This is a genomic window from Comamonas sp. Z3, from assembly GCF_008121565.1.
Lineage (GTDB): Bacteria > Pseudomonadota > Gammaproteobacteria > Burkholderiales > Burkholderiaceae_C > Comamonas > Comamonas brasiliensis.
The window spans coordinates 196,636-222,107 of the sequence record NZ_VOQU01000008.1 but is presented as its reverse complement, the minus strand read 5'-3'; the positions used below and the strand labels follow the sequence as shown (position 1 = coordinate 222,107).

Sequence of the window (25,472 nt, the reverse complement as noted above, 5' to 3'; positions counted from 1 at the left end):
TATGTTTTTAGAAGTCAACAACGCCTCCATCTACGCCTACACCGGCGGCAAGGCCTTCGACGCGGCCAAGCCCACGGCCATTTTCATTCACGGCGTGCTCTGCGATCACAGCGTCTGGGCGCTGCAAAGCCGCTATATGGCCAATCACGGCTGGAACGTCCTGGCCATCGATTTGCCCGGCCATTGCAAAAGCGGCGGTCAGGCCCCGCAAACCGTGGAAGAGGCCGCGAGCTCCATGGTCGCGCTGATGGATGCGGCCGGATTGCGCAGCGCTGCCCTGATAGGCCATAGCTGGGGCAGCCTGATTGCCATGGAGACTGCGGCCAGGCTGCGGGAACGCATCAGCCATCTGGTCTTGGTGGGCACGGCCTTTCCCATGAAGGTCTCTCCAGCGCTGCTGGAGTCGGCGCTGAATACGCCCGAAAAAGCCATACAGATGGTCAACACCTTCTCGCGCGCCACGCTGGCACCGCCCAATGGCGCGGGCAGCTGGGTATTCGGCGCCGGCATGGCCCTGGGGCGCCGCGTGCTGGCCAGCAACACGGACACGAATCTGCTGCATGCGGGCTTCAAGGCCTGCGACAGCTATGCCGGCGGCGAAGCCGCGATGACCCAGGTCAGCTGCCCGCTTCTGTTTGTGCTGGGCGAGCAAGACCAGATGACCCCACCCAAGGCAGCCAAGGGACTGATAGATGCAGCCAGGGGCGCTGGCAAGACCACCAAGGTTCAGATCATCCCCAACGGCCACAACCAGATGACGGAGTCACCCGACGCGACGCTGTTTGCGATTCGGGATTTTCTGGCTGCGTAGGCCATTAAGCTTGGGCCATGAGCCAAACCTTCCAGCACCACGGCCAACTGGCTGACGCCTGCGCCGAATGGGCCAAGATTTCACTGAACGGCCTGCAGCCCCGGCGCAATCTCCATCTGAGCGACAAAAAAGCCGACTGGAAGGAGGCACTGGGCGCGCTCAGGCGCTTTGCCGACAGCGATAGCTATCAAGCGCCCCTGGATTTCAAGGCACATGCCGCGCTGGAAAACTACTGGAAATGGAAGGAAGTGGGCGCGCAAGCGCGCTGGCTGCTGATCTACGGCATCGATCTGGGCCTGAGCGGCGATGTGCTGCGCCCCATCTACCAGGAAGTGGCCGCGCTGTGGATTGATGCTGCCTCGGCGGCCGAGCATGCACGCGCCAGCATGGCGCAGGAAACCGGCGCGGACTATGGCGTCGCTGCGCCCATCAACACGCGCACTGACGAGTACGCCATTGCCGTGACCCTGCTGTCACTGGCCACACTGCTGGATGCACAGGACGACGTGCCGGCGCTGGATGAGCATGTGCTGGCCTTCGATACCGATCAGTTGCTGGATTATCTGTGCGCAGGCGGTCTGCAGCTGCAGCAGGTCAGCGAGGAACTTTTCCACAAGCGCCCTTACGGCGCCATGAAGCCTTTTTTCGAACAGCTCGAAGCCCTGCCTGACCCACTGTTGCCCTATCTGCAAACCCAGTACCAGGAGTTCCTCAAGCTCTCGCCCAAGCAGCAGAAAAAAGGCGCTCCATGGCTGGGCACGGGCTACTGGGCACTCGAGGTCGCCGCCCTGACGGTGCTCTACGGCTGGGAGGACAGCGCCCTGCGCGCCAGCCCCCACTACCCGGCCGATCTGGTCGATTACGCCCGCGGGCGCCTGGCTCAAGCAGAGTCAGGCGATTCTTGACAGAAAAGCCGCGATGCGGCCGCTGATGCGATCGGGCAGCTCGCGGTGCGGCACATGGCCGCCGCCGGCAATGATTTCCGCTTCGCAAGGGCCTTGCGCCCAGGTACAGATGTTCTCCGGATGCACCAGCGAGCCGAATTCATCGAGCTCGCCGTGGATCGCCAGCACCGGGCAATGCACCTGCTTCAAGGCCGCATCCAGCCGGTAATGCGCAAAAGGCGGGCTCAGCCAGGTGTCGACCCAGGCCGACAGCACCCAGGCCGCCTTGTCGCCATGGTAGCGAGCGAGTCGTTCCAGCTGGCCGGGCTGGGCAAAGTTGTCGCGCGCCGCCCGGATGCCCTGCAGCGTGCGGTCTTCGACAAAGCTCTGCGCCGACTCGGTAATCAGCGCCTGGCATTGCCGTCCATACGCAGCTGCCACCATGGCCGCCATGCCGCCGCCCACGCTGTGTCCCAGCATCACGAAATCGCCCAGGCCCAACGCCCGGTGAAGCGGCGCGAAACCGGCCTCGACCTCGCTTTCCACAAAACTCGGTGCAAGCCGGTGCGGATTGGGGTCCGAATGGCCGAAGCCCAGGCGGTCATAGGCAATGACTTCACGCCCGGTGGCCGCGGCCAGCTGAGCGGGAAACTCGCGCCACAGATCGACACTGCCCAGCGAGTCGTGCATCAGCACCAGTGGCGCCTTGGCTGCCCCGCCCTGCGCTTGCCAGCGCTTGACATGCAACTGCCCGTCGGGCGTCTGAACACGGGTTTCACTGGAGCTGATCACAACGGGCGGCATGGTGTCGTCAAACATGGGCTGTGTCTGGGTTGAAGAACTAGGGACGGTGCTGCCACCTTAGCAAGAGTGCGCGGACAGACGCTGGACCGGTGGCGAGAGTGGCCGCAAAAGTGGCGGATCTGGCCGATTTTGCGCAGTCTTGCCGTATGCAGCCTGTCGTTCAGGTGACGAAGCGCGCTTGCGGCAACTTGGCAGCACTCGCTAACCCGCTGGCCCGCGCGGGCTGTCGGCAGTATAAAAACATCATCCACTTCACCGGGGTTCGCCATGTCACAGACCACGACCTCAGAACCGGACGGCGCTGCCAAAGCCAGTGTCGATCCGCGCCAGTTCAGGAGCTTTGCCGAGTTCTACCCCTTCTACCTGGGCGAGCACAGCAACGCCACCTGCAGACGGCTGCACTTCATAGGCACCAGCCTGTCGCTGGTGTTTTTGCTGGCGCTGTTCCTGAGGGGCGACTGGTGGTATTTGCTCGCAGGCCTGATCTGCGGCTATGCCTTTGCCTGGGTGGGGCATTTCGGCTTCGAGAAAAACAAGCCCGCCAGCTTCAAGCGCCCGCTCTACAGCTTTCTGGGCGACTGGATGATGTGGCGCGACATCCTCCTGGGCCGCATCAAGATCTAGCGCCCCTCCCCGGGCACGTCCATTGGGCTCTTTTGTAGACAGCCAGTCGCTGCGCATGGGATCACGCATCGCCGCCCATCGGCGGCCTGGTCGCCCGCCCAGATATTCATAGATATCCGTTTTCAGCCTTCAAACTCTATGAATATTTCCGCCAGGAACGGCAATCAGCTCCGCCACGGTCATGGCATCGAGCTGGGCGCGCTGCCACAGCGGCCGCACCGCCTCGGACGGCTCAAGCAACAGACTCTGCACCAGAGGCTCTACCCGCGTGGCCTGCGGATCGACCAGCAACACATAGCGCGGCTCGGTGCTCTCCAGCGATACATAGGCATCGGGCGGCTGTACGGCCCCCACCCAGTCCAGCTTGGCCAGCGCCTGCAGCACGGGCTGAATCTGGGAGGCTTCCACACGCAGGCGCCGCGACAGCTGGTGCACATACAGACCCTTGTGCGGCAGCTCGCGCTCCTTGGCCAGACATTGCAGCACCTCGACGGCCAGCTCGAACTGCCAGCCGCGATGCCCCGTCATGCGCTCCACGCCGGTGAGCACAGTGGGCAGATAGGCCGTGACCAGAGCCCCCAGCAAGACAATGCTCCAGGCCACATACATCCAGATCAGCAGGATCGGCAGCGTGGCAAACGCGCCGTAGATCACCGAGTAGGTCGGCACGGACGACAGATAGAGACCCAGCACCTTCTTGGCCACTTCCATGAACACGGCCACAAACACGCCCCCTACCAGCGCATGGCGCCAGCGCACCGGTGTGTTGGGCACATAGTGGTAGAGCCCGGCCATGCCGGCCGCGAGCACCACGAACTCTATGGAGTCAAATACAAAACGCAGGCTGCCCGGCAGCGCATTGACCAGACCCTTGGATGCCGACATCACATAGGACGACAGCACCAGGCTCAGGCCCAGCAGCAGCGGCCCCAGCGTGATGGCGGCCCAGTAAATCAGCACCCGCTGGCCCAGCGGCCTGAGCTGGCGCACGCGCCAGATGTTGTTGAGCGTGCGGTCTATGGTCAGGATCAGCGCAATCGCGGTGACCATGAGAATGGAGAAGCCGACCAGGCCCAGCTGGCTGGCCTTGGAAGCGAACTGGGTGAGATAGCCCAGCACCTGGCGCGCAATGGTCTCGGGAATCAGGCTGTCCATCAGCCAGCGCTCCAGCACCTTCTGCGCCTTGCCAAAGATCGGGAAGGCCGTGAACAGGGCCAGCGCCACGGTAAAGAACGGCACCAGCGCCAGCAGCGAGGTAAAGGTCAGGCTGCTGGCAGTCACGCCCAGCCGGTCTTCCTTGAAGCGTGCCAGCAGCACCTGGGCCGTGTTGTGCCAGGGGAAGGTGCGCAGGCGCTGCTGCGCCCGGCGACTTCTGCGGCGCAGCGCAGTCCTGAGCTCCTGCTGGCTGGGCATCTGGGGCTTTGGGATACGCCCGGCCAGATCCTTGCAGCCAGCCGCCAGCGCCCTGGCCTTGTCGAGTCTGCTGCTGCGCTCGGCAACGCGTTCCGTGCGCGGGTCAGGACTGTCGGCGACTCCTGAAACGCAAGCATGCACCGCTTTCTGAGCCTGGGCTGGCGTCGCATTCGGTGTGGAATAGCTGGTCCAGCCCTGAGCTCCCGTGCTGAATGCCGCCGCAGGCGATACCGCCGGAGCTGGAACGGGCTCGGGCAGGCCCATGCTGCGGCCAGGTTCGCCCATGGGTTCGAACACCGGCTCCAGCGGTATATCGAGGCTGGGCTCCTGGCGCTGATCAAGCGGCCCTGCACCCGCTGCCTGCGCTGCTGCAGGCGTGTCCGCCGAAGCCGGCTGTGCCGACCGGTCCCTATCCTCCGTCAACGGCCTCGCTTGCTGCGTCTTGCCTTCCAGCGCGGCCCAGAAGCCGGCACGCTCGTTTTTCTTCATGACGGCACTCCTTCTCGAACGCAAAAGGAGGACGGGTGCTGCGCAACATCAAGCGCAGAACGCAAAACAAAACGACCGGATTCAAACAGGGCTGGCATGACCGATATGATGCCACTGCTATGACCGACGCCCTCTCGCCCCAAGCCACCGAAAACACTTCTTCACCAATCCAGCAGCCAGGTTCCGACGTGGCCGCCACGCGCTGGTTGGCCGTGGGCAGCCTGCTGGCACTGATGCTGCTGTGCGTGGCCTGGGAGCTGTGGCTGGCCCCGCTGCGCGAAGGCGGCACCTGGCTGTTTCTCAAAGCCCTGCCGCTGGCCTTTGCCGTGATCGGCCTGCTCAAGCGCCGCATGTACACCTACCGCTGGCTCAGCCTGCTGGTGTGGCTCTACTTCACCGAGGGCGTGGTGCGGGCCTGGAGCGATGCCGCGCCCAGCCGCTGGCTGGCGCTGGGCGAGGTGGCGCTTTGCGTGCTGCTCTTCATCGCCTGCGCAGCCCATGTGCGCCTGCGCCAGCGTGCCGCCAGGGCGGCCCGGCTCAATCAGGCGTGATGCCTTCGAACTGCGCCAGCGTCTGCACCTGCGCCGCCAGCGCATCGAACAGCAACTGCGCGGCCGGCGACAGCGCGCGGCGCGGGCGCTGAATCAGCAGCGTACGGCGCAAGATGCGCGGCTCGTCCAGCAGGCGAAAGCGCAGATTGCCCTGCAAGCCCAGCGAAGGGTGACGCGCCGTCAGCGCCGGAACAATGCTGACTCCCAGACCCAGGCTCACGGCCTCGAACAGCAATTGCGGATTGGACAGGCGCAGCGGTGTCTGCAGCAGGTTCTGCGGCATGCCCGGTGCCGAAGCCAGCAGCTGGCTGATGGCAGTGTCGGTGGTCAGGCCCACAAAAGCCAGATGGGGCAGTTGGGCCAGATCGGCCGCCGTCAGCCGCCCCGCCTGCAGCAGAGGTTCATCGAGCTTGGCCACCAGCCCCATGGCATCGCTGATCAGCGGCTGGGTCAGCAAATCGCCGCCGGCCGGGTGTGCCGCGCCCACGCCGAAATCCACGCTGCCAGCCTGCACGCGCTGGGCGATGCCTTCGGCGCTGTCCTCGATCAGATCCACCTCGATGCCCGGATGCCTGGCCCGCAAGGCCGGCAGCACCGGCAGCAGCAACACCGCCAGCACCGACGGAGCGGCAGCAATGCGCACCTTGCCGCGGCGCAGCGCGGCCAGATCGCCCAGGTTCTGAAAGCCCTGCTCCAGGGTCTCGAAGGCCTGGCGCACATCGAGCAAGAAGGCCTGGCCGGCGGCCGTCAGCCCCACGGTGCGCGTGGTGCGGTCAAACAGCCGCAGGCCCAGGGCCTCTTCCAGCTGGCGAATGGATTCGGACAGGGCCGACTGCGTCAGGCACAGCTCGCGGGCCGCCGGGGCAAATGCGCCCTGGCGCGCCACCTCGTCAAAGGCGCGCAGCTGGCGCAGGCTGATATTGTTCGGAAAAACCGGCATAACCAAGCAATTTATTTCGATTGCCCCGTAGTCTGCCATGCTCTACGCTTGCGGCTTCATGGTTTTCCGGCTGCGCCCCTGTGCCTGGCTTAGGATTTCCGTCTGTTCTCCCTCTCTGCCGCCCATGCTGCGGCCTGCTTGCCATGACTTCCACCGCTTTGCTTGAATCCCTGCGCCAGATTGTGGGCGCCACCCATGTGCTGACCGACGGCGATCTGACCGCCTACGAGCAGGACTGGCGCAAGCGCGTACACGGCAAGTCCCTGGCCGTGGTGCGCCCCGGCAACACGGCCGAAGTGGCCGGCGTGGTCAAGGCCTGCGCCGCAGCCGGCGTGCAGATCGTGCCCCAGGGCGGCAATACCGGGCTTTCCGTAGGCTCCACCCCCGACGACAGCGGCCAGCAGGTCGTGATCAGCCTGACGCGCCTGAACGCCGTGCGCCATATCGACAAGGACAATCTGACCTTCACCATCGAAGCCGGCTGCATTTTGCAGAACCTGCAGGATCTGGCTGACCAGCAGGGCCTGCTGTTCCCGCTGTCGCTGGCCGCCGAAGGCAGCTGCACGATCGGCGGCAATCTGGGCACCAACGCCGGCGGCACGCAGGTGGTGCGCTATGGCAATACCCGCGACCTGTGCCTGGGCCTGGAAGTGGTGACGCCCCAGGGCGAGATCTGGGACGGCCTCAAGGGCCTGCGCAAGGACAACACCGGCTATGACCTGCGCGATCTGTTCATCGGCAGCGAAGGCACGCTGGGCATCATCACCGCCGCCACCATGAAGCTGTTCCCGCAGCCGGCCGCCCAGCTCACGGCCTTTGCCGCCGTGCCCTCCATGGAGGCTGCCGTGCGCCTGCTGGGTCTGGCGCACCAGCATCTGGGCGCGGGTCTGACGGGCTTTGAAGTCATGGGCCAGTTTGCGCTGAGCCTGGTCGTCAAGCACATGCCGCAGCTGCGCGTGCCATTTGCCGACATGGGCGACGAAGCACCCTACTGCGTGCTGCTGGAAAACAGCGACAGCGAGTCCGAACAGCATGCACGCCTGCGCTTCGAGCACCTGCTGGAGCTGGCCTTTGAAGATGGCTGCGTAGTCAACGCCGTAGTGGCGGAGAACCTGACCCAGGCCCATGACCTGTGGCATATCCGCGAGAGCATTCCCCTGGCACAGGCCGAGGAAGGCCTGAACATCAAGCACGATATCTCGGTCGCCGCATCGCGCATTCCCGCCTTTGTCGAGCATGCCGACGCCGTGCTCAAGCGCGAGATTCCCGGCGTGCGGCTGGTCAACTTCGGCCATCTGGGCGACGGCAATCTGCACTACAACGTGCAGGTACCCGAAGGCGAGGACGGCAAGGCCTTTCTGCGCGACAAGGAGGCCCTGGTCAACCACCTGGTCTACGAGGCCGTGGATGCCTTCGGCGGCTCGTTCTCGGCCGAGCATGGCGTGGGGGCGCTCAAGACGGACAAGCTCGAAAAATACCAGTCCCCCGTTGCGCTGCAGATGATGCGCGCCATCAAGCAGGCACTGGACCCGCAGGGCATCATGAATCCCGGCGTGGTGCTGACGCGCGGCTGATCCCGCCGCCGCGATAAAAAGCCCTGCCATGGCCGGCAGGGCTTTTTTCTGGCTGCAGCCAGGGCTTCAATGAGTGGCCACGATATTGCGCAGCATGCTCTGCACCGCACTGGGCCAGGGAATGTCTGCACCGTCCACATCGGTGAACACGGTCTGCTTGCCCTCGCTGAGCAGCCAGACGCGCAGGCCGTTGCGCACCGGGTCTATCACCACGGCAGCCATTTCCTCGCCGCCCTGATGCTGGCGGTTGCCCATTACGTACAACAGGCATGCGGAAGGCTCCAGCGGACCCAGCGTCTGCAGGTTCTTGAGCAGCGTGTCGTACTGATGGCCCATCAGCGTCTTCAGCCGCTCGGCCAGCACGCCGTCCTGCACATAGTCCACGCCGTCCCAGCGGTACTTGCCCTGCAGTGGCGTGAGGCTGTCCAGACTCTTCTCGCCCTCCTTGACCACATGCGGGGCGCGCACTTCCTGCAGGGAGTTCGCGGCCGCCTCCTCGATCTGTGCCGTCGCGGCGGGCTCCTGGGTCTGGGCCAAGGCATCGGGCGGGGCGGCCGCGGCCGCAGCGGCGGCCTGGGCATCCACGGCGGCGGTGCTGGGAGATGGGGCCTTGGTCTTGTCGCAGGCGACCAGCAAGGCCGCAGCAGCCAGCGCAAAAGCCGCAGTGCTCACAAATTTGCGTGACATGAACTCGCTCTCCTTGTTTCAGCTCGGTGGTCTTCCATGACATTGTGAAGCCAGCAGCAGCAGCTATGGGACAGACAGGGCCTCGGGCCGGGTCATTGACAGCCACCAAGCCGGCACGCTCGCGCACGTGGCACACTCGGGCTATCGTGGCCCCTGCGGGCCCACCCTCTTCAAGAGCAGCGACACCTTGTGTACGCTGACGGCACAGCCAGTCTTTGCAAGTCTTTGACCGCTTTTTGCACCATGAACTCCACCACCTGCACCCTGCGCCCCGTGCGCTGCCAGTACGAAACCTTCATGCGCCATGTGTACGAGCACGGCGCATCCAAGACCGACCGCACGGGCACGGGCACGCGCAGCGTGTTCGGCTACCAGATGCGCTTCAACCTCAATGAAGGCTTCCCCCTGGTCACCACCAAGAAGGTGCACCTGAAGTCCATCATCCTGGAGCTGCTGTGGTTTCTGCGCGGCGACAGCAATGTGAAATGGCTGCAGGAGCGCGGCTGCACCATCTGGGACGAATGGGCCGACAAGCAAACCGGCGACCTGGGCCCGGTCTACGGCGTGCAATGGCGCAGCTGGCCCAAGGCCGACGGCACGCATGTCGACCAGATTGCCGAAGTCGTCAAGCAGCTCCAGAGCAATCCCGACAGCCGCCGCATCATCGTCAGCGCCTGGAACGTGGCCGAGCTGGACCAGATGGCCCTCATGCCCTGCCACTCCTTCTTCCAGTTCTATGTGGCCGACGGCAAGCTCAGCTGCCAGCTCTACCAGCGCAGCGCCGACATCTTCCTGGGCGTGCCCTTCAACATCGCCAGCTACGCGCTGCTGACCCATATGCTGGCCCAGCAATGCGGCCTGGAGGTGGGCGACTTCATCTGGACCGGCGGCGACTGCCATATCTACAACAACCACTTCGAGCAGGTGCAGACCCAGCTGTCGCGACAGCCCTTCGCCTATCCGACGCTGAACATCAAGCGCAAGCCCGACTCCATCTTCGGCTACGAATACGAAGACTTCGAAGTGCTGGACTACCAGCACCATGCCGGCATCAAGGCGCCGGTGGCGGTCTAAGCTGCCGCTATTCGAATCACTATAAAAATCAAAGCTGCTATCGCTTGATTGAAAAGGGTTTCAAGTATTTTCATACCTGAAACTCATATCTGACAAGCGCCAGCAGCTTCTTTATTGATAGCTATGGCCATTCAACTCATCTACGCCCGCGCAGCCAACGGCGTTATCGGCAAGGACAACACCATGCCCTGGCACCTGCCCGAGGACATGGCGCATTTCAAGGAGCTGACCCGGGGCTGCGCCGTCATCATGGGCCGCAAGACCTGGGACTCGCTGCCTGCGCGCTTCCGTCCGCTGCCGGGCCGCAGCAATATCGTCGTCACCCGCCAGGCCGACTGGCAGACCGAGCCTGCATCCGACCAAGTCCTGCGCGCCGCCAGCCTGCCCGAAGCACTGGAGCTGGGCCGCAAGCTCTCGCAAGACGTCTGGGTCATCGGCGGCGCGCAGATCTATGCCCAGGCCCTGCCAATGGCCGATGCCGTGGAAGTGACCGAAATCGGCCGCGACTTCGAAGGTGATGCCTTCGCCCCGGAACTGGGCGCGCAGTGGCAGGCCGTGAGCCGCAGCGAGCATGTCTCCGCCAATGGCCTGCCCTACCATTTTGTGCGCTTCGAGCGCCGGGGCTGAGCCTTGTCCCGGGCGCGTGCCGTGCGGCATCGCATCGGCACCGGCCGGCCGGCAGTCCGGCACGAGACAAAACTCTCTTGCCCTAGCGGTGCTGCGTTGCAACAATTGTCAGCTTCACTGCATGACTGCCGTATGACAATGGCAAGGCAGCCTGCTGCAGCCTGAGCCCTCCAATCCCGCAAGCTATCGCCCTTCATCATGAGCCTAGTCCAGCCCCTGCCTCCTGGCGCCCTCGATATCGTTGGCGATATCCACGGCGAATACGCCGCGCTGGTGCAATTGCTGGGCCACCTGGGCTACGACCTCCAGGGCAACCACCCCGAAGGACGGCGGCTGGTGTTTGTCGGCGACTTCTGCGACCGCGGGCCGGACAGCCCTTCGGTGCTCGCGCTGGTCGGCGCCATGCTGGCCTCGGGCACGGCCCATGCGGTGCTGGGCAACCACGAAATCAATCTGCTGCGCGAAGATGCCAAGGATGGATCGGGCTGGTTCTTCGACAGCCGCATCGACTCCGATCAGCCCAAGTACGCGCCTTTCGCGCGCATGCCGGCCGAGCAGACTCCCGCCATGCTCGAGCAGCTCGGCCAGCTGCCGATCGCGCTGGAGCGCGAGGATCTGCGCATTGTTCATGCGGCCTGGCGGCCCGAGCAGATTGCCATGATTCGCCAGTTGCCCAGCGGCAGCGCACGCGCTGCCTACGACCACTTCGAGACGATTGCCGAAGAACAGTCCGTGGCCCAATGCGTGGCCGAACGCATGCGCCAGGAAGAACAGAGCTGGCCCTACAGCCTGGAAGACTATCGCCACGAGCCGCCGTTTCTGCCCGCCCACAGCGAGAACGAACTCAACAAGGCCATGGTCAACCCTCTGAAGGTGCTGACGGCCGGCGTGGAGCGCGAGTGCCGCAACCCCTTTTACGCGGGCGGCAAATGGCGTTTTGTCGAACGCGTGGGCTGGTGGAATGAATATGAGGAAGCGCCCGCCGTCATCGTCGGCCACTACTGGCGTCGCCTGCGCCCGGCCGACGCACCGGCGCATGGCTCGCAGTTTGAAAACCTGTTTGGCGCAACGCCCCCGCTGTCCTGGCACGGTCTGCGCGGCAATGTGTTCTGCGTGGACTACTCGGTGGGTGCCCGCTGGCTGGACCGCCTGCGCGGCGACAACCCCGTGCAGCGCAGCAAGCTTGCTGCCATGCGCTGGCCCGAGCGCGTGCTGGTCTTTGACGACGGCACCCAGGCCGCATCGGAGAATTTCGAGCAGGCCGTGGTGCTGCGGGACTGAGGCTGACCGCCACACCGGCCACGCTGGCCAGGCGGCTCCGCTCCCCAGCCCCTGCGGTCAATCTGCGCTTGAAAGGCGCGCTGCCGATGCCCGAGGCCTGCCTCCCTGGCTATTTGGCGGGCGGCTGCCGCCCATGCTGCACCCACTCCTCAAAGGCCGATCCGTCGGGCAGCACACAGGTGTTCTTGTCGGCGACGGCCCCTTTTTCCGTGCGCAGCACCCCGCCCTGCTTTTTGCAATTGGCTTGCGAAGGATTGCCAAAATTGATGGAAACAGATTGCGCGCAGCCGCTGACTGCCGCAACGACGACCACCATCCCGGCCAAGCTTGAAACATGTTTCATGGGGCCAATGTAGCAAACCCCCGAACGCCGGCACAGGAACATTGGACTTCAGGCCTGCGTCGCCGCACGAGGGATACGGTGGACAGCCTTGTCGGTTTCAGAGAGGGCCAGGCTTGCTATGCTGTCAGTCACTGCGAGAACGATGCCCGCCAGGGGCTCTGCCTGGGTAGCCAGGCTGGTAGCTGGAGGCCTTTTTAGAGCTAGCCATCCCCTGGAACCCGCATGAAATAAGGAAAGTTGAAGAAGATGAAAATTGCCACCTGGAATGTGAACTCTTTGTCCGTGCGACTGCCGCAGGTACTGGAATGGCTTGCCGCCAACCCTGTCGATGCGCTGGGACTGCAGGAGCTCAAGCTCACCGATGACAAGTTCCCGCACATGGCTTTCCAGGAAGCCGGCTACAAGGCCGTCAGCCATGGACAAAAGACCTATAACGGCGTGGCCTGGATCACGCGCGAGACGGGCCGTGATGTGGTGCGCAACATCCCGGGGCTTGACGACGAGCAGGCACGCATCATTGCCACCACGATTGACTCGCCAGCCGGCGAGGTTCGCCTCATCAACGGCTACTTCGTCAACGGCCAGGAGCCCGGATCGGAAAAATTTGCCTACAAGATGCGCTGGCTGCAGGCGCTGCAAGACTGGGTCAAGGAACAGATGGCCTTGCATCCGCGTTTGGTGCTGGTGGGGGACTTCAACGTGGCCCCCGAAGATCGCGACTCCTACGACCCCGTCGGCCTCAAGGACACGATCCACCATACGGTGCAAGAGCGTGACCATTTCCAGCGCCTGCTGCAGCTGGGCTTGAGCGATGCCTTCCGCATGTTCGAGCAGCCGGAAAAAAGCTACTCCTGGTGGGACTACCGCATGCTGGGCTTTCAGAAGAATCGCGGCCTGCGCATCGACCATATTCTGGTCAGCGAAGCGCTCAGGAGCAAGGTCAGCGCCTGCAGCGTGGACCGCGCTCCGCGCAAGAACAAGCAGCCCAGCGACCATGCTCCCGTGATCGTCACACTGGACTGAAGCCGCACGGCTCAGGCCGCGCCGTGGCTGAGCCACTGCAAGGCCTGCACCTGACCGCGCAGCAGCATCACATGCCGCTTGAGCAGCTTGGCGGCCTTGGCAGGCAGGTCCAGCTGCGCCGAGCGCTCGGCGCATTCCAGCCAGGCCTGCAGACGCCGCAACACATCCAGCCAGGTCACGCCCAGATAGTCAAGCCATGTCTTGCGTACTCGCTCAAGCAGCCCGCTGTCGCTGTCATCCGCGGCCTCGGGTGGCACTTCCACGGCAGGGCCGCCGAGCAACTCCGCCACCTCGGAGACCAGCTTGTGCGAGTCCTTCGAAAAGCGGCGCAGCGCATCGACCGCCATGCTGGAGTCCGCAGTCGTCAGAAACTGCCTGGAGCTCTGCGCAAAGCGCTGTCCTGCCTGCAGCACCAGGGCCAGGCTGCTCTTCGCCCTCTGGCCCAGCACGACCTCCGCGACAGGCTTGGCCAAGGGGGGAGCGATCGCCCGGCGCCATGCCGCCTTGACGGCAGCCCTGACCTGAGACCAGTCCAGCAGACTGCCCCCGCAATGTGCCGACCAATGCTGGCGCAGCTCCGGCTCCAGGGACTCAAAGCTCCTGGCCGCCTGCCGAGGCCGATAGCAGCCAGCCTGCCAGCCCAGCAGATAGGCTGGATAGTACTGATCGAAGCCACGCCCGGGTACAAAGTAAGGTTCGTACATGTAGCGCTCGTGCCAGAAGGCCTCTTCGGCCTCCGGCATCTGCAGCAAGGGCGACAAGGCGTTCGACCCCGGCTCAGGCGGGAAAGAGATGGATAAGGGCAAGGCAGACAACGCAAACAGTCCAATCAACAAAAAGCCTGTTGATTTTTACCCCTGCGTCATCTGCTCCATGTCGTCAACCGTGATTGCACCATGTAGGACGAATAAAACCCGCGCCGAAAGCGAGTGGGCACTGCGGCGCTTCAGTCAAAGTTTTCGTTCTCCAGCCCCAGCTCCTGCAGCTTGCGGGTGATGGTGTTGCGGCCGATCCCGAGCCGGCTGGCCGCTTCCACACGCCTGCCATGCGTGGCGGCCAGGGCCGTTCGCAGCAGCTGTGCCTCGAACTGGTGGGACAGCTGATCCCAGACGTCATGATGGCCTTGCGACAGCAGCTCCTCGGCCTGCTTGCCCAGCCCCTGCAACCAGCCTCCGGAAGGCGCTGCGGCCTCGGGCGCAGACATCGCCGCAGTCCCGGGCGAGGACAGCGCAACCGGCTCGGGCGGACTGGTCTTGGACGGCTCCAGGCCCACGCCGGTGCTCAGGGCGCCGGCAAAGATCGCGGCACTGCCCGGTGCCGCGCTGCCCAGCACTTCTGGCGGCAAGTCCTTGAGGGCAATCTGCTGGGCCGGCGCCATGACGGTCAGCCAATGGCAGATGTTCTCCAGCTGGCGCACATTGCCGGGAAAGTTGAAGGCCTGCAGGCGGCTCATGGCGGCCGTGCTCATCCGCTTGGGCTCCACCCCCAGCTGGCGTGCGCTCTGCTGCAGAAAATGCTGGGTCAGCATGGGCACGTCCTCCTTGCGCTCGCGCAGCGCGGGCAGGCGCAGACGGATCACATTCAGACGGTGGAACAAGTCCTCGCGGAAAGCGCCATCCTTGACACGCAGCTCCAGGTCCTGGTGGGTCGCGGCAATCACGCGGACATGGGCCTTGACGGCCTGGTGTCCGCCCACCCTGTAGAAGTGGCCGTCGGAGAGCACGCGCAGCAGACGCGTCTGCAGCTCGAACGGCATGTCGCCGATCTCATCGAGAAACAGCGTGCCGCCCTCGGCCTGCTCGAAACGCCCCCGGCGCTGGGTCTGCGCGCCGGTAAAGGCACCGCGCTCGTGACCGAACAGTTCGGACTCCAGCAGGTCTTTCGGAATGGCCGCGGTATTGATGGCCACGAACGGTCCGCCGGCAACGGGAGAATGCTTGTGCAGCGCCCGGGCCACCAGCTCCTTGCCGGCACCGGACTCTCCGGTGATCAGCACCGTGACATGACTCTGGCTGAGTCTGCCGATGGCACGGAACACGTCCTGCATGGCCGGGGCCTGGCCCAGCATTTCCGCCTGCACCGGCGCCTGGATATCGGCCACCTCCTCGCGCTGGCTCTCCTCCACGGCACGCCGGATCAACTCCACCGCCTTGGGGACGTCGAAGGGCTTGGGCAGATACTCGAAGGCTCCGCGCTGGAAGGCCGAGACCGCACTGTCCAGATCGGAATAGGCGGTCATGATGATCATCGGCAGGCCGGGCTGCTGCGCCCTGACCTGCTCCAGCAGCTCAAGGCCCGAGCCGCCGGGCATGCGGATATCGCTGACCAGCACCTGAGGAGCCTGACGCTCGGGATCGCTGTTGTCCACATCAGCCAGGGCCTTGAGCACATCGCGCGGCTGGGTAAAGCTGCGAATGGGCCAGCCTTCGCGCCCCAGTGCTTTTTCAAGCACAAAGCGGATGGAAGGGTCGTCGTCCACAATCCAGATTGGCTTCATTCGTGCAACATCCTTCCCTTCTTCTGCATATTGATAATGTCAGGCTTTATGGCAGCGGAATCAGGATCCGGAAATCCGTCCTCCCCGGCTGGCTCTCGCATTCGATCAAGCCATGGTGACGCTGCACAAAGGTCTGAGCCAGCGTCAGCCCCAGGCCGGATCCACCATCTCGGCCCGAGACCAAAGGATAGAAAATTCGCTCCTTGATGGCATCCGGCACGCCTGACCCGTTGTCGATTACATGCAATTCCAGTGCCAATCTGTAGCGCTCACGCCCCAAAGTGACCTGTCTGGCCACACGCGTCCTCAGGATGATCTCGGCATCGCCTTCTGCAATGCGCCGCCCCAGCGCCTGGGCCGCGTTCTGAACGATATTGAGCAGGGCCTGGATCAGCTGCGCGCTGTCGCCTCTGAATTCCGGTATGGAGATGTCATAGTCACGCGTGATCCTCAGTCCCTGGGGATGTTCGACCAGCACCAGTGAACGCACGCGCTCGCAGACCTCGTGGATGTTGACGTCGCCGACCTCGTGGGGGTGGCGATGCGGGGCCAGCAGTCTGTCCACCAGTGCCTGCAGGCGATCGGCCTCGTGAATGATGACCGTGGTGTACTCCAGCAGCTCGGGCATGACCAGATCCATCTGCAGCAGCTGGGCTGCCCCGCGAATGCCGCCCAGCGGATTCTTGATCTCGTGGGCCAGATTGCGAATCAGCTCCTTGTTTGCCTGGGCCTGTTCGCGGATGCGCTCCTCGCGATCCTGGCGGGCCTGCTGTTCCAGCGGCCACATCTCCACCATGACGTGGCCGGCCTTCTCGGCCAGCGAGACGGCAGCGTGAATCGGCAGGGGCTCCTGACCCAGGCGCAGCAGGCTGGCCTCGAAGCGCAGCGCCGCAAAGTCGTTGGAACGGGCTCCGCTGAGCGCCTTGTCCAGCAGGGCTGGCTCGGCAAAGCAGGTGGCGAAGTCACTGCCGACCATGATGCGGCGCGACTGGCCCAGGGCATTTTCCAGCGCCGCATTGACGAAGCGCACCATGCCGTACTCGTCAAGCACGGCAATCAAGGTGCAAAGCCAGTCGAGCGACTGGTAGCCATGACCGTTGGCCTGATCCGGATCAGGCGTGGAGATATCGGGAATCGGGGCTGCAGTGGAACTCATGCGATTGACCAAAAATGACCAGCCCCAGGGGGCGGATTAGTTGACCGCAGGCAGCCGGTCCAGCTCTCGCTTGATGCCTGCGATATCACTTTCCTGGCGGGTGATATCGGCCTTGAGCTTGGCCACCCGCTCCGGGTAGCCCTGAGGATTGCGCAGCTCCAGCGCAGTACGCACGGGATTGCCATCGTTGTACTCCGCCTTGAGCTCGGCCAGTCTGGCCTGGGCCTTGTTCAGCTCGCCTTGCAAAATCGCGCGGGCATCGGAGTCGCGCGCCTTCTGCGCGGCACTGTCGGCGCGGGCAGGGGCCGCCTGGCTCGATGCAGAGCTGCCTGCCGGCTTGGGATTGGCCGGCGCCGCAGCAGCATTGCCGCCCGAGGGACGGGTGCCGTGAATCACCGTCACGCCACTGCCATCGACCGGCTTGCACCCCTTGGCCTTGGCCTGCGAAACATTGTTGGTGTACTCATTGCCGCAGCGGTAGATCACATCCTGGGCAGAAACCAGCCCGGATGCAAGACACAGCAACGACAACACATAAAACTTCTTCATTCGGTCCTCTCAGGCAGACGGCGGCCGCAAGTCCGCAATACCCTGAGTATCGCTCCAAGCCTGCAGCTTTTATTGACTACTTGACCGCCACCAACCCGTTTGGTTCCTTTGCTGCCATGTCCGGCGCAGCGCCCGTGCAATAAAAAAGGCGGCTTGCGCCGCCTTTGAGAACCTCTGCTTTACAGCGAGAAGTACATATCATATTCGACAGGGTGCACCGACTGGCGATAGCGAGTCACTTCGGTCATCTTCAGCTCGATGTAGGCATCCAGCATGCTGTCGGAGAACACACCGCCCTTGGTCAGGAACGCACGGTCGGCGTCCAGGGCTTCCAGAGCCTGATCCAGGCTGTGGCAGACGGTAGGCACCAGCTTGTCTTCCTCGGGAGGCAGATGGTAGAGATCCTTGGTCGCGGCTTCGCCGGGATGGATCTTGTTTTCCACGCCGTCCAGACCGGCCATCAGCAGGGCTGCGAAACCCAGGTAGGGGTTCATCAGAGGATCGGGGAAGCGGGCTTCCACGCGACGTGCCTTGGGGTTGCTGACGTAAGGAATACGGATGGAAGCGGAGCGGTTCTTGGCCGAGTAAGCCAGCTTCACGGGCGCTTCGAAGCCGGGAACCAGACGCTTGTAGCTGTTGGTGCCGGGGTTGGTGATGGCGTTCAGGGCACGAGCGTGCTTGATGATGCCGCCGATGTAGTACAGGGCGAAGTCGGACAGACCTGCATAGCCGTCGCCGGCGAACAGGTTCTTGCCATCCTTCCACACGGACTGGTGCACGTGCATGCCGGAGCCGTTATCGCCAGCATAGGGCTTGGGCATGAAGGTTGCCGTCTTGCCGTAGGTGTTGGCCACGTTCCAGATGATGTACTTCTGCAGCTGCGTCCAGTCGGCACGCTCGACCAGGGTCGAGAAGCGTGTGCCGATTTCGTTCTGACCCGCACCGGCCACTTCGTGGTGGAACACTTCGACGGGGATGCCGACGGCTTCCAGCAGCAGCGACATCTCTGCGCGCATGTCCTGGGTGCTGTCAACGGGAGGCACGGGGAAGTAGCCACCCTTGACGCGAGGACGGTGACCGCGGTTGCCGCTCTCGAACTTGGTGCCGGTGTTCCAGGGAGCCTCGTATTCCTCGATTTCGAAGAAGGGGTTGTGAGGCTCGGTGCCCCAGCGCACGCCGTCGAAGATGAAGAATTCGGGTTCGGGACCGAAGTAGGCGGTATCGCCCAGGCCGGAAGCCTTCAGATAGGCTTCTGCGCGCTTGGCGATGGAGCGGGGATCGCGGTCGTAGGCCTTGCCGTCACCGGGTTCGATCACGTCGCACTGCAGAATCAGGGTGGTCTCTTCGAAGAAGGGATCGATGTTGGCAGTGTTTGGATCGGGAACCAGCTGCATGTCCGAGGCTTCGATACCTTTCCAGCCGGCAACGGAAGAACCGTCGAAAGCATGGCCCGAGGCGAACTTGTCCTCGTCGAAGTGCGACACGGGCACGGTCACGTGCTGTTCCTTGCCGCGGGTATCGGTAAAGCGCAGGTCCACGAATTTGACCTCGTTATCCTGCACCATCTGCATCACGTCTGCAACGGTCTTCGCCATTAGATCTCTCCTGCCAACTTGGCTGATCAAATAAAGAATGAATAGTATCTAGCAGTTTGCGTGCCAACTCTGCTTCAGCACCTCATCCCAGCATCCGTGCACTGAAATCGAGCTCTTGCAGCAAGCTACTCGCCACAAGACATAAGCATTTAGCAGCGCCGCATCGGCAAACTGCACCAAACCGACGCGCATTGTCTCACTGCCGGCACGCATTTCTCAGATGCACCATCTTGGTGAAAATGAACGCACCAATGTGGTGCATTTTATGAACTGGGTTGTTTTTGGTGCACGAGGCACGATTGGCCCGGCGGCAAGCGCTCTCAGCGAGCAACCGAAGCGGCATCATCTGCACCAGGTGCGAACGGTACCTGGGGATCGGCAGTACTCGGCATGGTTTGCGCCCTCATCTGTTCCAGCGCCGCCAGACAGAAGTGAGCGAACCACAGCGCAGAGAAGGCAAACACCAGCGCATAGATCCAGATGGCAATGGGCACCAGAATCCAGAAAGCAGCCAGAAACAGCAGCCCGGAAATCCAGACCACACCGGGCGCTGCGCCCAGATAGCCGCAGATCACCCCCATGAGAATGAGCGACATGCGGTGGCGGGCAAACAGGGCCCGGCGCTCATCCTTGCTGGCATGCTCGGACAAGGCATCAAACGCCATGACCCGGTAAGTGAGCCAACCCCAGATCAAGGGTGCGACCACCAGCATTAGCGGCGGAAACACCCATAGCGGCAGGGTGACGAAAAGGGCCAGCAGCGCAATCAGCGTGGAGCCGCCCGACCAGAGCAGGCTGGCGACGGTGGAGCCGCCATGCTTTTTCTCCAGCCCGGCAAAGCGCTTCTCGGCCACCAGTTGCGTCAGCACGGGCGCCATGAACAGGCCCACCAGCAGCAAAACAAGCACCACGAGAACCGGCGTGGCCCCCAGCACCACAAACATGGAGGCCACCACCTCCGAGGCATAGCCCACGCCACGCTCCTGCAGCCACAGCCACAGGGAGTGCAGCCAGCCCACCCCATCCAGCAGGCTTTGCACCTTGAGGACCGCATCGGCCCAGAAGAAGTAGCCCAGAAGCCAGGCCATCAAGGCCATGGCCAGCAGCGGCAAGAGTGACCAGACAATGACCCGCTTATGCAGGCAATACGCCAAGGCACGCCAAAAAGAGTCGAGTAGCAAGCTCATGCTGGCAAGCATACTCAAGGATTGGCTTATGCGCGACCCATCAGTCGTAGGACAGCCAGCCACTGTTGCGCCCAGAAGCCGCGGCCATAGTCGCGCAGCTGCCCTTTCGCATTGGCCTGCACCTGATCGCGAATGCCCGTAGGGTCATAGCGCAGATCGAAATTGGCCGTACCGAACAACATGTCCCACCAGGGCAGGAGCACGCCAAAGTTGTTGCCGTGGACCTTTTGGTTGCGCACCGGCGCCATGGGCTCGTGACCGATACCGATGGCGTGATGGCGGCGATGAAAGCGCGGGCTGATCCACAGGCGCTCGCCCAGCTGGCCAAACCAGATGCGCACATTGGCGTGCTGAAAGCTCTCGCTGAGCTGGGTCAGGGCCACGATGGCCACGAACTGCCCGGGAGCCACGCCGATCAGCTGCGCCACCAGCACGATGATGGCGTCATGGATCACATCGTCGAGCAGGTGATTGCGGTTGTCGCTCCACACTGTCATCTGACGTTGCGAGTGGTGCACGGCATGCAGCTTCCACCACCAGGTAAAGCCGTGCTGGCCGCGATGAATCCAGTACTCGACCAGATCGAAGACGACCAGATACATCAGCAGGCTGACCCAGGCGTTGTCCGTCACGCCCGGCCAGATGTCGTCAAGGTGAAAGCCCGGCAAGCCCCAGACATGAAGCGTACCCAAAAGGGAATCCCACAGCGGGTCAACCGTGAAGAACAGGGCCAGCCGGAAAAGTCCCAGCCGATGAATCAGCGTATAGAGGATGTCCACACGGATCGCCTGGCGGTCGACCACGGGCTCGGCCGGCCTCCAGCGCTGCAGCGGCACGATCACCGCGACCATGACGGCAATCTGCAGCAAGCCCACCAGCAGCCAGCCTGTGGCGGTATAGCCATCCTCCAGCAGATTCGCCATGCCGAAATGAAACAGAAAAGGCTGCACCACGCCTTCAAACAAGCGTTGCTGCGCCTCTCCAAACATCTGTACCAACCAATCCACGACTCACTCCTCTTGCAGCACTCGGCGCTGCTGCGCGATCCAGCCCTGATACGCCGGGTGCTCGGCCAGCGTACGGAAGCAAAAACCCCTGTCCAGCAAGCCCAGAATCAAGGGCTCCAGCACCGCCGGAGCCCATGGATCCTGACGCGACCAGATCCCCAGGTGCGCCAGCAAGATATCGCCGCTGCCTATGTTTTTGAGTGCCTGGGCCAGCAAGCGTTCATTCGGATATTTGTCGCTGGGCAGCTCGTCGCCCAGAAAGCCCGCCGGCGCCCAGCCCACATGCTGAAAACCGCCCTGCCGGGCCGCAGCAATCAACGCCGGCGATGTCTTGCCACCCGGCGCACGATAGAGCGGCAAGGTCTTGCGGCCCGTGATCTGGGCCAGCCGCTGGGCGGAGCGCGCAATCTCCTGCCGGTACTCTTCGGCAGACACCACATAGGTCTGACCAGCCCTGGGACCGGCCGAGGGCCTGACCCTGAAATGCGTGACCTGCCCGCTGGCCTTGTCGCGAATATCGGCCAGCCAGTACATATGGTCAAAGGTATGGGACGCGAGCTGGTGACCTTCGTCGGCACGCGCCTTCCACCAGGGTGCCCAGAAGTCGCCCAGACTGCTGCCCCCCTCTTTCGTGGCCTCATTGGCCGCAAAGAAGGTGACGGGAACCTTGTGCTTCTGCAGCACCTGGGCGACCCACTGGGCTATGCCCATGTGCCCAGTGTCAAAAGTCAGGTAAACCGCCTTGGAGCATGTACCTGAAGCTATCTTTTTTGAAACTTCGGAAGCGAAGGCAGGAACGGCAGACAGGCCGCCGGCCAGCGAGCCGAGCATGAAACAACGTCTTTGCATCCACCCTCCTTGAGGTGGTCAACACGAACACCGGGCATCCCGGCCACTCCGGTGCGGCCGGGACAGGCGCTTCAACGCGCAGCGTGGGACAGCGTCCAGACCCCGTGGGGCGACTTGCCCACATTGACCTGATTGACCACCTTCTTCTCTAGCGTGTCGATCACCGACAGCTTGCGTGCCCAGCGCGAGGCCACAAAGATGTAGCGACCGTCGGCCGACACATCCATGCAGTCAGGGCCGCCCGGTGCCGGGTAGTTGGCCACGACCTGGCTGCTGAGCATATCGATCTTGCTGATGGTATTGGCCACGCGGTTGCTCACGTACAGGTGGCGATCATCGCCGGCAGCGCGGAAGGCGTGTGCACCGGCAGCCGTCTTGATCTGGCCCAGGCTGCGGGGCTCGGCGCCGGTGATGTCGAACACCTCGACGCCATCGCCGCCGGTCAGGCCGACAAACAGCTTCTTGCCGTCAGGGCTGCCGTAGACGTCCGCAGGCATGGGGCCGGTGGGCACGCGAGCCTTGATGGTCTGGGTGGCGATATCGATGGCCACCAGGGCATCGCTGTCCTGCATGGTGGAGTACAGCGTCTTGCTCTGCGCGTCGATGAACAGATGGCTGGGCGTCTTGCCGGTGGAGACACGCTTGACCAGTGTCGGCGTCTGCGTGGCCGCGTCCCAGCGGTAAAAATCGATGTGGTTGAGGCGGTTGGCTGCCGTGACGAACCACTTCATGTCCGGCGAAAAGCGCAGGTGGTACGGGTCCACGATGTCGCGGATCACGCGCTGCACGGCACCCGTGCGCGGATCCACCAGGGTCAGCGAATCGCCCAGTGCATTGGCCACCACCAGCGACCTCTCGTCCGGCGTCAGGTACAGGTGATGAGGCTCCTTGCCCGTTGGAATGCGCGACTGCTCCTTCCAGCTGAGCGGATCGATCACGCTGATGGACGCATCCAGGGAGTTCAGCACAAAGATGGGCGTGGGGCCTTGCACGGCACGCGCTGCCTGTGCCGGCTTGACGGCAGCAGGCGACGCAGGCGCAGCGCTGCTTGCAAGCGGCGCTGCGGGCGTGGCTGTCGGAGCGACCGCAGAAGCGGCAGCGGCCGCCGGTGCAGCTGCCTTGGCAGACTTGAAACCGGGCAATGCCGAAGCCCCCAACCATGCCGCGGCGCCCACACCCACGACCAATGCCACAGCAGCGCCAGTGCGCCCAATAGAAAGACGTCCCACAACCACCACCTTCTCAGAATCCATGCAGTGTAGCTGCGCCAATGCAGCCGCTGCCAACACAAGCCTTCTGGTTTACAAAGCTTGCTGAAATGCCACGCGAACCTTGCCTGACCGGCGCAGGCCGCATCATGACAACAATTCAAAAACAGGAGCAGTTAGCGCCTGTTTTTCTTACGATACAGCTTTAAAAAAGCCTGAAATCGTTGGAATAAAGGCACATGCTGCTCATCTATTGATGAACATCACTGCTCTATAAAAAAAGGAGCCCCAAACGGGGCTCCTTTGCCAACATCGGTGCCAGGTCCTCAGACCTTCCACTTCTCCGCCAGCTTTTCAGGATTCAGCGTGTCATAGCCTTCGAAAGGCTGGTGAATCCAGGGATTGGTGCCCAGGAAGTCCACCGAGTAGTCGGGCTCGAAGGTCGACACGCCCTTAGTCCAGATCACGGCGCTGCGCAGCTCCGTAATCGGTGCGTAGTTGGTCTTGAGCATGGCGATCACGGCCTTGAGCGTGGCGCCCGAGTCCGCCAGATCGTCCACCAGCAGAACGCGGCCGGAAATATCGCCCTTGGGCGTGGCGATGAAACGACCGATGTCCAGATGGCCCTGCACCGTGCCGGCCTCGGCGCGGTAGGAGCTGGTGGACATGATGGCCAGAGGCTTGTCGAAAATGCGGCTCAGGATGTCGCCGGGACGCAGACCACCGCGTGCCAGGCACAGGATGGTGTCGAATTCCCAGCCAGACTGGTGGATCTTGATGGCGAGCTTTTCGATGAGACCGTGGTACTCGTCGTAGCTCACATACAGGTGCTTACCGTCTTCTGTCAGCATGGGCACAGTTCCTTTGAAAGTTCAGTAAAACCCAGCCCGATCAGGCGGGGCTGTACGGGTTGTGCATCAGGATGGTGTGATCGCGGTCGGGGCTGGTGGACACCATGGCGATGGGCACACCGGTCACTTCGGCGATACGGTCCAGATAGCGGCGGGCATTCACGGGCAGCTTGTCGTAATCGGTCACACCCACGGTGGAGTCGGTCCAGCCGGGAATGGATTCGTAGATCGGCTTGCAGCGCTCGATATCGTCCGCACCCAGAGGCAGCAGGTCGATCGTCTCGCCGTCGAGTTCGTAGCCCACGCACAGTTGTAGCTCTTCGATGCCGTCGAGCACGTCCAGCTTGGTGATGCACAGGCCGGACAGACCATTGATCTGGGCCGAGCGCTTGAGCAGCGCAGCATCAAACCAGCCGCAGCGGCGCGAACGGCCGGTGGTCACGCCCTTTTCGGCGCCCACGGTGGACATGACCCAGCCGGGAGTGCCTTCCTTTTCCCATTCCAGCTCGGTAGGGAAAGGACCGCCGCCCACACGGGTGCAGTAGGCCTTGGTGATGCCCAGGATGTAGTGCAGCAGACCAGGGCCCACGCCGGCGCCTGCGGCGGCATTGCCGGCCACGCAGTTGGACGATGTGACATAGGGGTAGGTGCCGTGATCCACGTCCAGCAGCGTGCCTTGCGCGCCTTCGAACAGCAGGTTGCCGCCTTCGGCGTGCACCGCGTTGAGCTCGCGCGAGACATCGGCAATCATGGGCCCCAGCAGCTCGGCATGACGCATGGCTTCTTCGTACACGGCGTCGAACTGCACTTCGCCGTCCTTCATGTAGGGAGCCAGGCCAGCGCCGAAGTCGAAGTTCTTGGAACCCAGCACATTCACCAGAATGTGGTTGTGCAGGCTCAGCAGCTCGCGCAGCTTGGTGGCAAAGCGCTCGGGGTGCTTCAGATCCTGCACGCGCAGGGCGCGGCGGGCGATCTTGTCTTCGTAGGAAGGGCCAATGCCCTTGCCGGTGGTGCCGATCTTCTGCACGCCACCCTTTTCACGGGCCGCTTCACGGGCCACGTCCAGAGCCTGGTGGAAAGGCAGGATCAGCGGGCAGGCTTCGGACACGCGCAGGCGGTCACGCACTTGCACGCCGGCCTTCTCCAGGCCTTCGATTTCTTCAAACAGCTTGCCCACGGAGAGCACCACACCGTTGCCGATGTAACACTTCACGCCGGGGCGCATGATGCCGCTGGGAATCAGGTGCAGAGCCGTCTTCACGCCGTTGATGACCAGTGTGTGACCCGCGTTGTGGCCGCCCTGGAAACGCACGACGCCGTTGGCGCTTTCGGTCAGCCAGTCGACCAGCTTGCCCTTGCCCTCGTCACCCCACTGGGTGCCGACGACGACCACATTGCGACCTTTGGATGTATTCATATTCCAATCCGATAAATCGAAGAATTAGTCA

The 25,472-nt window shown here is 63.3% G+C and carries 25 protein-coding genes; 9 read left to right on the top strand and 16 right to left on the bottom strand.

All coding sequences use genetic code 11. The annotated features are described in order from the left end of the window. The first annotated feature begins 1 nt into the window (after position 1). Both FSY59_RS22755 and FSY59_RS22750 read left to right on the top strand, forming a co-directional pair. Entirely contained in the window at positions 2-811 is an 810-nt protein-coding gene (locus FSY59_RS22755; RefSeq protein ID WP_148729742.1) for an alpha/beta fold hydrolase, read from the top strand. Between the two features lie 17 nt (positions 812-828). Next, the gene (locus FSY59_RS22750) at positions 829-1,716 is read left to right on the top strand and encodes a PoNe immunity protein domain-containing protein (RefSeq protein WP_148729741.1); all 888 of its coding nucleotides are present in this window, start codon (positions 829-831) and stop codon (positions 1,714-1,716) included. Here the strand turns inward: FSY59_RS22750 and FSY59_RS22745 are convergent. Then, the gene (locus tag FSY59_RS22745; RefSeq protein WP_148729740.1) at positions 1,702-2,514 is read right to left on the bottom strand and encodes an alpha/beta fold hydrolase; all 813 of its coding nucleotides are present in this window, start codon (positions 2,512-2,514) and stop codon (positions 1,702-1,704) included. The genes FSY59_RS22750 and FSY59_RS22745 overlap by 15 nt on opposite strands. A 252-nt stretch (positions 2,515-2,766) precedes the next feature. On the opposite strand from FSY59_RS22745, the gene FSY59_RS22740 reads away from it, so the two are divergent. Beyond that, positions 2,767-3,123 (top strand): DUF962 domain-containing protein, encoded by a 357-nt coding sequence (locus FSY59_RS22740; RefSeq protein WP_003053368.1) that lies wholly within the window; start codon positions 2,767-2,769, stop codon positions 3,121-3,123. 129 nt (positions 3,124-3,252) lie between these two features. Here FSY59_RS22740 and FSY59_RS22735 read toward each other — a convergent pair whose 3' ends face one another. After that, complete coding sequence (locus tag FSY59_RS22735; protein ID WP_232536356.1) at positions 3,253-4,536, bottom strand: YhjD/YihY/BrkB family envelope integrity protein; 1,284 nt, start codon at positions 4,534-4,536, stop codon at positions 3,253-3,255. Positions 4,537-5,060: 524 nt separating this feature from the next. On the opposite strand from FSY59_RS22735, the gene FSY59_RS22730 reads away from it, so the two are divergent. After that, positions 5,061-5,576 (top strand): DUF2069 domain-containing protein, encoded by a 516-nt coding sequence (locus FSY59_RS22730; RefSeq protein WP_003053364.1) that lies wholly within the window; start codon positions 5,061-5,063, stop codon positions 5,574-5,576. Here FSY59_RS22730 and FSY59_RS22725 read toward each other — a convergent pair. Beyond that, positions 5,563-6,516 carry a LysR family transcriptional regulator gene (locus FSY59_RS22725; RefSeq protein ID WP_019043204.1) on the bottom strand — a complete coding sequence of 318 codons (954 nt, stop codon included), beginning with the start codon at positions 6,514-6,516 and terminating at the stop codon, positions 5,563-5,565. The two genes, FSY59_RS22730 and FSY59_RS22725, sit on opposite strands and share 14 nt — an antisense overlap. Before the next feature lie 143 nt (positions 6,517-6,659). On the opposite strand from FSY59_RS22725, the gene FSY59_RS22720 reads away from it, so the two are divergent. After that, the gene (locus FSY59_RS22720; protein WP_043373974.1) at positions 6,660-8,090 is read left to right on the top strand and encodes an FAD-binding oxidoreductase; all 1,431 of its coding nucleotides are present in this window, start codon (positions 6,660-6,662) and stop codon (positions 8,088-8,090) included. A gap of 66 nt (positions 8,091-8,156) precedes the next feature. Here FSY59_RS22720 and FSY59_RS22715 read toward each other — a convergent pair whose 3' ends face one another. Continuing rightward, positions 8,157-8,777 (bottom strand): hypothetical protein, encoded by a 621-nt coding sequence (locus FSY59_RS22715; RefSeq protein WP_148729738.1) that lies wholly within the window; start codon positions 8,775-8,777, stop codon positions 8,157-8,159. 243 nt (positions 8,778-9,020) lie between these two features. Here FSY59_RS22715 and FSY59_RS22710 point away from each other — a divergent pair, with 243 nt between their 5' ends. From FSY59_RS22710 to FSY59_RS22700, 3 genes are all read left to right on the top strand, one after another. Further along, positions 9,021-9,851, top strand: coding sequence for a thymidylate synthase (locus tag FSY59_RS22710; protein ID WP_003053357.1), 831 nt, complete (start codon positions 9,021-9,023; stop codon positions 9,849-9,851). Positions 9,852-9,974: 123 nt separating this feature from the next. Then, on the top strand, positions 9,975-10,478 hold the full coding sequence (locus tag FSY59_RS22705) for a dihydrofolate reductase (protein WP_148729737.1): 504 nt from the start codon (positions 9,975-9,977) through the stop codon (positions 10,476-10,478). Between the two features lie 198 nt (positions 10,479-10,676). Then, the gene (locus tag FSY59_RS22700; protein ID WP_148729736.1) at positions 10,677-11,759 is read left to right on the top strand and encodes a metallophosphoesterase; all 1,083 of its coding nucleotides are present in this window, start codon (positions 10,677-10,679) and stop codon (positions 11,757-11,759) included. A gap of 109 nt (positions 11,760-11,868) precedes the next feature. Here the strand turns inward: FSY59_RS22700 and FSY59_RS22695 are convergent, their stop codons facing one another. Continuing rightward, a complete protein-coding gene (locus FSY59_RS22695) occupies positions 11,869-12,075 on the bottom strand; it encodes a DUF333 domain-containing protein (RefSeq protein ID WP_043373983.1) in 207 nt (68 codons plus the stop codon). A gap of 273 nt (positions 12,076-12,348) precedes the next feature. Here FSY59_RS22695 and xth point away from each other — a divergent pair, with 273 nt between their 5' ends. Next, positions 12,349-13,125 (top strand): exodeoxyribonuclease III, encoded by a 777-nt coding sequence (xth, locus tag FSY59_RS22690; protein ID WP_043376652.1) that lies wholly within the window; start codon positions 12,349-12,351, stop codon positions 13,123-13,125. An 11-nt stretch (positions 13,126-13,136) separates the two neighbouring features. Here the strand turns inward: xth and FSY59_RS22685 are convergent, their stop codons facing one another. From FSY59_RS22685 to FSY59_RS22635, 11 genes are all read right to left on the bottom strand, one after another. After that, positions 13,137-13,886, bottom strand: a complete 750-nt coding sequence (locus FSY59_RS22685; protein WP_235214180.1) for a hypothetical protein — start codon at positions 13,884-13,886, stop codon at positions 13,137-13,139. A gap of 185 nt (positions 13,887-14,071) precedes the next feature. Continuing rightward, the gene (gene ntrC, locus FSY59_RS22680; RefSeq protein ID WP_003053348.1) at positions 14,072-15,622 is read right to left on the bottom strand and encodes a nitrogen regulation protein NR(I); all 1,551 of its coding nucleotides are present in this window, start codon (positions 15,620-15,622) and stop codon (positions 14,072-14,074) included. A gap of 46 nt (positions 15,623-15,668) precedes the next feature. Further along, positions 15,669-16,778, bottom strand: coding sequence for a nitrogen regulation protein NR(II) (glnL, locus tag FSY59_RS22675; protein ID WP_003053347.1), 1,110 nt, complete (start codon positions 16,776-16,778; stop codon positions 15,669-15,671). A 36-nt stretch (positions 16,779-16,814) separates the two neighbouring features. Then, the gene (locus FSY59_RS22670) at positions 16,815-17,327 is read right to left on the bottom strand and encodes a hypothetical protein (RefSeq protein ID WP_148729735.1); all 513 of its coding nucleotides are present in this window, start codon (positions 17,325-17,327) and stop codon (positions 16,815-16,817) included. A gap of 179 nt (positions 17,328-17,506) precedes the next feature. Beyond that, complete coding sequence (gene glnA, locus FSY59_RS22665) at positions 17,507-18,922, bottom strand: type I glutamate--ammonia ligase (protein WP_003053345.1); 1,416 nt, start codon at positions 18,920-18,922, stop codon at positions 17,507-17,509. 320 nt (positions 18,923-19,242) lie between these two features. Beyond that, positions 19,243-20,121, bottom strand: coding sequence for an EI24 domain-containing protein (locus FSY59_RS22660; protein WP_003053344.1), 879 nt, complete (start codon positions 20,119-20,121; stop codon positions 19,243-19,245). Between the two features lie 14 nt (positions 20,122-20,135). Then, positions 20,136-21,116 carry a sterol desaturase family protein gene (locus FSY59_RS22655; RefSeq protein ID WP_148729734.1) on the bottom strand — a complete coding sequence of 327 codons (981 nt, stop codon included), beginning with the start codon at positions 21,114-21,116 and terminating at the stop codon, positions 20,136-20,138. 3 nt (positions 21,117-21,119) lie between these two features. Beyond that, the gene (locus FSY59_RS22650) at positions 21,120-21,965 is read right to left on the bottom strand and encodes a polysaccharide deacetylase family protein (protein WP_080990272.1); all 846 of its coding nucleotides are present in this window, start codon (positions 21,963-21,965) and stop codon (positions 21,120-21,122) included. A 71-nt stretch (positions 21,966-22,036) separates the two neighbouring features. After that, on the bottom strand, positions 22,037-23,218 hold the full coding sequence (locus tag FSY59_RS22645) for a YncE family protein (protein ID WP_003053338.1): 1,182 nt from the start codon (positions 23,216-23,218) through the stop codon (positions 22,037-22,039). A 281-nt stretch (positions 23,219-23,499) separates the two neighbouring features. Then, positions 23,500-24,024 (bottom strand): phosphoribosyltransferase, encoded by a 525-nt coding sequence (locus tag FSY59_RS22640; RefSeq protein ID WP_003053337.1) that lies wholly within the window; start codon positions 24,022-24,024, stop codon positions 23,500-23,502. 40 nt (positions 24,025-24,064) lie between these two features. Continuing rightward, on the bottom strand, positions 24,065-25,441 hold the full coding sequence (locus FSY59_RS22635) for an adenylosuccinate synthase (protein ID WP_148729733.1): 1,377 nt from the start codon (positions 25,439-25,441) through the stop codon (positions 24,065-24,067). Between the last annotated feature and the right edge of the window lie 31 nt (positions 25,442-25,472).